The organism is Candidatus Brocadiaceae bacterium, from assembly GCA_012728835.1.
GTDB lineage: Bacteria > Planctomycetota > Brocadiia > SM23-32 > SM23-32 > JAAYEJ01.
The window spans coordinates 1-6,232 of record JAAYEJ010000010.1; the positions used below are offsets into that span (position 1 = coordinate 1).

Here is a 6,232-nt window from a genome sequence, read left to right on the forward strand (position 1 = left end):
GTGGACGATGCCCCTGCGGACGTAGATGGGATCGGCAACGGTCGTCGGGCGGCTGGTCTCGATGGCGCCCGCCTCGTCGCAACTCACGTCCACAATGAGACTTCCGGGGCGCAGGCGGTCCAGATCGGACTCGTAGACCAGGTGGTCGGTGCGCGTGACGTCCCAGAGGACGGCGTTGACGATCACGTCGTAGCACTCGATCTCCTCGCGCAGGCGGCCGGAGGTCAGGGCGTCGTAGACCCGGACCGTGCAGCCGCCGCGCTCGGCCGCGCGGATGGCGCCCATGGCCACGTTGCCCGTGCCGATGACGGCCACGCGGCAGTCGTAGGGCACGTGCCCCCACTGGAGAAACGCGTGCGCGACGGCCGCCTCGCCGGCCAGCTCGTTGTTGCGCCAGAAACAGTGCCGCCCGCCCTCGAACATGTCCTCCCAGGCCACGGCCGTCATGCGGTGCCGCAGCAGCAGGTCGGTCATGGCGCGCCCCTGCACGGCGTGCACCCAGCCGAACAGCGTCTTGCCCGGGCCGTAGTAGCTCGCCTCCACCACCGGCTTCGGGTCGCAGACGATGGGGCAGGCGTCCACCTCGGCGCGCGTGCCGATGCGTGCGCCCTTCGAGGCGTAGGAGGCGTCGTCGCAGCCGAGCGGTGCGCCGTACCCGCGCTCGAAGACGAGCGCCGACGGATCGCGCACGAGCCGCAGGTCGTCCGGAACAAGGGCGCGGCGAAGCTCCTGCTCCTTGCCGGGAATCGGAAAGCCGACTGTACGCATGGGATGCTCCCTGGGGTTGGCAAAAGCGCCACAAGCACGCCGGCCGCCTGCGCGGCCCTCAGCCCTCCTGATCGCAGATTGCGAACGCGCGCCGGAGGCCCTCGATGCGGTCGGCCTTCGGCGCGAACTCATGGGCGACGTAGCCGTCGTAGCCCGTCTGTGCGATGGCACGGCAGATGGCCGCGTAGTTCAGCTCCTGATCGTCGTCCAGGTCGCGCCGGCCGGGGTTGCCCGCCGTGTGGAAGTGGCCGATCCAGCGGATGTTGTCGCGGATCGTGCGGATCACGTCGCCTTCCATGACCTGCATGTGGTAGACGTCGTAGAGCAGCTTTGCGGAAGGACTTCCGACACGTTCGCAGACGGCGGCGCCCCAGGCGGTATGGTCGCACTGGTAGCCGGCGTGATCGACCCTGGAGTTGAGCAGTTCCATGTTCAGATTGACGCCGGCCCGCTCGGCGTGGGGCGCCAGGCGGCGGAGCCCGGCGACGGTCGCCTCGAGGGCGTCCTCCTCGCTCTGGCCCTGGTTGCGGTTGCCGCTGAAGCAGACCAATCCCGGGATACGCAGCCGCGCGGCTATCTCCAGCGACTCCCGCACCTCGCCCTCGATGCGTTCATGCTCGTCAGGATCATTCAGCCCCTTCGCAAGAGTGCCGTGCCCGCACATGCTGGCGATGGCCAGCCCGTGGCGATCTGCCGCGGCGACAAGTTCGTCGAAGTCGTCGCCGGGCCACCACAGTTCGATCCCGGCCAAGCCGATGCCGGCGGCCTCGGCGCAGAGCTGATCCAGCGTCATCTCAGGCGTTTTGAAGCACGGGTAGCAGAACGACTGCTTGATGCGCATCGGCGTCTCCATCAGCATGTTACGATCAGGTCGGCAAGACCCGGCCCAGGCCCTCGCGGAGCACGGCGGCGGTCAAGGGCGCATCGTGACCGCCGCCGGCGCGCTCACGATACAGCAGGCTATGCGACGGCAGGGCGTCGCGCAACGTCCGGGACTGGCCGACGGGGATGATCTCGTCCGCGTCCCCATGGGCCAGGTAGACGGGCATCGCGAGGCGCCCGGCGCGCGCCAGGCATGAGTGTTGAGCGTAGACGCCCGGGCGCTCCTCCGGACTGCCGCCGTATGCCGCCCGGATGGCCGCCGCGATCTCCAGGAGAACCGGCGGATGGCCGCGCCGCAGGCACCACCCATGGTAGGCGCCGATGTCGGTTGCGGGGCAGACGGCGATGACCCCTGCGACGTCTTCCGGATGGAGCACGGAGTAGATCAGGGCGCCCGTGCCTCCCATCGAGCCGCCCAGCAGCACGAAACGCAGGACGCCGTACTCCTGCCGCACGTGCTGCAGCAGCGCTCGCAGGTCGGCCGCGGCCGACGGCGCCATCCAGGCGTTGCCGCGCAGGTTCGGCGTGAGAAGTCCGCAGCCGGTCCCGCACAGCAGCGGGAGCCATGCACGGGCCAGATCGGGGCGCGTGTAGAACTGATCGCCGCCGGAGCCGTGGCCATGCAGGCCAACGATGACCATGCGGGTGCGCTCATCCGGCCGGAACAGCGCCCAATCGGCTGCACCGTCCAACGCGCTGTGGTAATCCAACCGCAGCACGCCGGCCGGCAGGCCCATCGATCCCGCCGAACTTGTCCGGAAGCCGCTGATCATCGTTCACACGCCGGCGCCGCGTGGCGCATCGTAGCCTTCGCGGCCCATCAGGCCGTAGGTGTACACCTTCCCCAGCTCGACGCCCGGCTGGTCGAACGGATTGATGCCGTAGAGGCCGCCGCTGCAGGCGACGGCGTGCTCGAAGAACATGAACAGCTCGCCGAGGACGGCCGGCCCCACGCGCGGCACGCGCAGGGTCAGATTGGGGCGATGCTTGTCGCGCAATGCGCAGCGCGTTGCGGCGAGTTCGGCCGCCAGCAGCTTGCCGAACGTGCTTTGCGCCAGGTAGGCCAGCTCCTCCTCGCTGTCGCCGGTGCAGATCGGCACGTCCGCGCCGCCGAGCGTGGCATCCTCGACCTCGACCAGCGTGATGACCTTGTCGAACGGGCCGTCCTGGTAGAGCTGCATGACCGAGTGCTGATCGGTGACGCCGACGGAGGCGACGGGCGTGGGGCCGACGAACACGTCGTGGCCCGCCAGGTCCTGGCGCTTGCCCAGGCTCTCCGCCCAGAGCTGGCAGTACCAGTCGGCCAGGCGGCGAAGCGCACTGCTGTAGGGCATCAGGACGCTGATGGACTTCCCCTTGCCGTCAAGGAGGTACTGGATGGCGGCGTAGCGTGCGGCCGGGTTGGCGTCGAGGTCGGCGGTGCCGCAGCGCTGATCCATGGCGGCGGCGCCGGCGAGGAGGGCGTCGACGTCCACGCCGCCGACGGCGGCGCTTAGCAGTCCGACGGCGCTGAGCACGCTGAAGCGCCCGCCGACGTTGGCCGGCACGGGGAAGGCAGCGTAGCCTTCGTCCTGCGCCATCCGGCGGAGCAGGCTGCGTTTCGGATCGGGATCGGTGGTCAGGACGATCCGCTCGGCCGGGTCCAGGCCTCGGCGGCGCAGCAGGTCGCGCACCATCAGGAACTGGCTCATCGTCTCGGCCGTCGAGCCGGACTTGGTGATGACGTTGAAGACCGTCCGGTCCAGCTCCGGTTCGACCACGTCCAGAAAGGCGGCGATCAGGGCGGGGTCCACGTTGTCGAGCACGAACAGGCGCGGAGCGCCCCGCCGGGCCGCGTGCCCGGACGGCAGCAGGTTGTGGAACGGGTGGTTCAGCGCGCCGTGGACGGCGATGGCGCCGAGGGCCGATCCCCCGATGCCGAGCACGACGAAGTTGTCGCAGCGCGCGCGGATCTCGTCCGCCGCCGTCCGCACCTGCCCGGCCAGGGCGGCGTCATAGGGAAGCTCAGGAAAGCCGATGTCCGCGCCTCGCTGCGCCCGGAGCGCCCGGTGGAACTCGGCGACGCGGCCGGCCAGGGCGGCGACTTCCGCCCGCTGAAGGCCGTGCCCGGCGCCGATCGCGTCGGCATAGACGTTCTCGTCGTTCATCACAAGGACACTGCGGGGAGCGTTCATGACCTGATCCTTGTTCATCGTGTGGGGCCGGCCGGGGCCGTGCGCTCGTCGGGCCGGCCGATCTTGTAGATGCAGATGAGGCCCGCGGTCAGCAGGAAGAGCTGCAACAGGAGGCCGAGCCGGTAACCGCCCGCCGGCAGGGGGCCGATACGCAGGTCGGCCGTCACGCCGAAGACGACCGCGCCGACCATCGACAGCTTGTGGCCGACGTTGTAGAGCCCGAAGTACTTGCCCATCTGGCCGTCCGGCACCAGCTCGACCAGCAGCTTGCGCCCGGCCACCCAGATGGTGCTCAGTCCGTAGCCGCCCAGCAGAACGAAGCTCACCATGAAGACTGTGAAGCTCGTTGCCACCGATCCTATGACGAGCGCGCCGGCGACGCAAATGCCGGCGGACAGCATCGTGCGGCGTCCGCCGAACGCGTCGGCCATCTTGCCGCCCAGGAAGCCCAGCGCGGCCGCGCAGAGCGTGAAGGGCACCATCCACCGGCCTGCCTGGGCGTGGTCCAGCCCGAAGACGTTGACCACGTAGGGCGCGTAGGCCACGATGCCGGTGTTCAGCGCGTCCACGCACAGGAAATTGCCCAGCAGGAACAGCAGGATCGGCTTGTGCCGGGGCAGAAGGCGCAGCGTCACGCAGACGCGCCGGAACGCCAGGCCGACCAGCGGCGTGCCCGGAGGCGTGCGCTTGGCGGCCGGCTTCTCCGGCACGGTCAGGAACAGCGGCAGGCTGAACAGCAGGTACAGCAACCCCGCCACGGCGAAGACCGGCGTCAGTTCGTGCGGGTGCCCGTTGCGCGCCCACCAGTCGCGCGCCATGAGGCCGACGGGCAGGGCGAAGGCAACCCCGATGTAGCCCAGGCTGACGCCCAGGCCGCTGACCAGCCCCAGCCGCTCCTTCGGCGCCAGGGTCGGGAGCAGGCTGTCGTAGAACGTCAGCGAGGCGTTGTAGCAGAAGTTGGCGGCAGCGAAGAGCGCCAGGATCATCCACGCACGCGGAGCCACGCTGATGGCGGCGCAGCAGACGCATGCCAGCAGCGTGAGCACCAGCAGGAACCGCCTGGTACGGCTCGTGCGGTCGGTGATCTCGCCCGCCACCGGCAGCAGCAGCCCGCTGGCCGCCTGCGAGACGGCCATCGTGAGGAACGTATACCGCTCGACTCGCGTGAACTCCTTCACGTGCAACGTGATCGCCCAGGAGACCACGACGGCCGAGTAGATCGTGTTGGCGAAATCGTAGTGTAGTGTCCCAAGCTGTTCATAGATTATCCAGGACAGCACGAGCCCGGGCGACTTTCGCAAGGATGTCCTCGGCTTTGGCCGTCCAGTGGAACATCTCTGGGTCTTCGTTATGCGCCTCGATGTAGTCCACGATGGCGTGAACCAGTTCCGGCACGCTGCGGAACGTCCCCCGGCGGATGCGTCTCTCGGTCAAGTCCCGAAACCACCGCTCGACCAGGTTCAGCCACGAGCACGATGTCGGCGTGAAGTGGATGTGGAACCGCTTGTGCCGCGCCAGCCACTTCCTGACCTTCTCGTGCTTGTGCGTCGCGTAGTTGTCGACGATCAGGTGCAGGTCCAACTCGGGCGGCGTCTCCCGGTCGATCTGGCGCAGGAACTTCAGCCACTCCTGGTGACGGTGGCGCTTCATGCATGTGCCGATCAGCCGGCCCTCTGCGGCTTCGAGCGCCGCAAAGAGCGTCGTCGTCCCGTTGCGCTTGTAGTCGTGCGTCAACGTGCCGCAGCGCCCCGGATACATCGGCAGGCTCGGTTGCGTGCGGTCGAGCGCCTGGATCTGGCTCTTCTCGTCCACGCAGAGAACCAACGCGTGCTCCGGAGGGTCCAGGTACAGGCCAACGATGTCGACGACCTTCTCGGCGAAGTGCGGATCGTTGCTGACCTTGAAGGTCCGCACCCGATGCGGCTTCAGGCCATTGGCCTCCCAGACACGCTGGACCATCATGCGACTGCACCCGAGTTCGGCGGCCAAGGCGCGCGTGCTCCAGTGGGTCGCGTTGGCGGGCCGTTCCTGCGTCGTCTTCTCGATGATCTTGCGGGCCAGCCGGTTACGGGCCTTGGGCGGACGACCGCCCCGCGGCGCGTCCTTCTCGATGGCGGCCAGGCCGCCGGAGGCGAAACGATTGCGCCACCGCGCGACCGTATTGGCATCGGTGCCCAGCAGGGCGGCGATGTCCTTATTCTGCATGCCCTCGGCTGCCAAGAGGACGATCTTGGCGCGCAGGACCAGCCGGGCCGGGCTCTTGCGTCCACGGCTCCAGCGGGTCAGGACTTCCGTCTGTTCCTTGTCCAGCACAATCGGTTTGGCTCGTCGCATGGTCCTCACCCTCCTATGCGGAGAATGATACCATGCCGCGAACTGTTAATCAACCGCACTTATGGGACATTACA

At 68.5% G+C, this 6,232-nt stretch carries 6 protein-coding genes; all 6 read right to left on the bottom strand.

The genetic code is table 11. The features are described 5' to 3' along the window. On the bottom strand, nt 1-768 hold a 768-nt coding region (locus GXY85_01140), incomplete at its 3' end, for a N(5)-(carboxyethyl)ornithine synthase (GenBank protein NLW49434.1). A gap of 58 nt (nt 769-826) precedes the next feature. Beyond that, a complete protein-coding gene (locus GXY85_01145; protein NLW49435.1) occupies nt 827-1,621 on the bottom strand; it encodes a TIM barrel protein in 795 nt (264 codons plus the stop codon). Between the two features lie 13 nt (nt 1,622-1,634). After that, on the bottom strand, nt 1,635-2,423 hold the full coding sequence (locus GXY85_01150; protein NLW49436.1) for an alpha/beta fold hydrolase: 789 nt from the start codon (nt 2,421-2,423) through the stop codon (nt 1,635-1,637). 3 nt (nt 2,424-2,426) lie between these two features. After that, nucleotides 2,427-3,797 (bottom strand): glucose-6-phosphate isomerase, encoded by a 1,371-nt coding sequence (locus GXY85_01155; protein NLW49437.1) that lies wholly within the window; start codon nt 3,795-3,797, stop codon nt 2,427-2,429. A 41-nt stretch (nt 3,798-3,838) separates the two neighbouring features. Further along, nucleotides 3,839-5,125, bottom strand: coding sequence for an MFS transporter (locus tag GXY85_01160; protein ID NLW49438.1), 1,287 nt, complete (start codon nt 5,123-5,125; stop codon nt 3,839-3,841). After that, entirely contained in the window at nt 5,082-6,158 is a 1,077-nt protein-coding gene (locus tag GXY85_01165; GenBank protein NLW49439.1) for an IS630 family transposase, read from the bottom strand. Before GXY85_01165 ends, GXY85_01160 begins: the two co-directional genes overlap by 44 nt. Nucleotides 6,159-6,232: the final 74 nt, after the last annotated feature.

What these genes read in the sequence shown, in the direction of transcription:
- GXY85_01155 (NLW49437.1), bottom strand. Translation starts at nt 3,797, where the DNA reads ATGAACGACGAGAACGTCTATGCCGACGCGATCGGCGCCGGGCACGGC.
- GXY85_01165 (NLW49439.1), bottom strand. Translation starts at nt 6,158, where the DNA reads ATGCGACGAGCCAAACCGATTGTGCTGGACAAGGAACAGACGGAAGTC.
- GXY85_01150 (NLW49436.1), bottom strand. Translation starts at nt 2,423, where the DNA reads ATGATCAGCGGCTTCCGGACAAGTTCGGCGGGATCGATGGGCCTGCCG.
- GXY85_01145 (NLW49435.1), bottom strand. Translation starts at nt 1,621, where the DNA reads ATGGAGACGCCGATGCGCATCAAGCAGTCGTTCTGCTACCCGTGCTTC.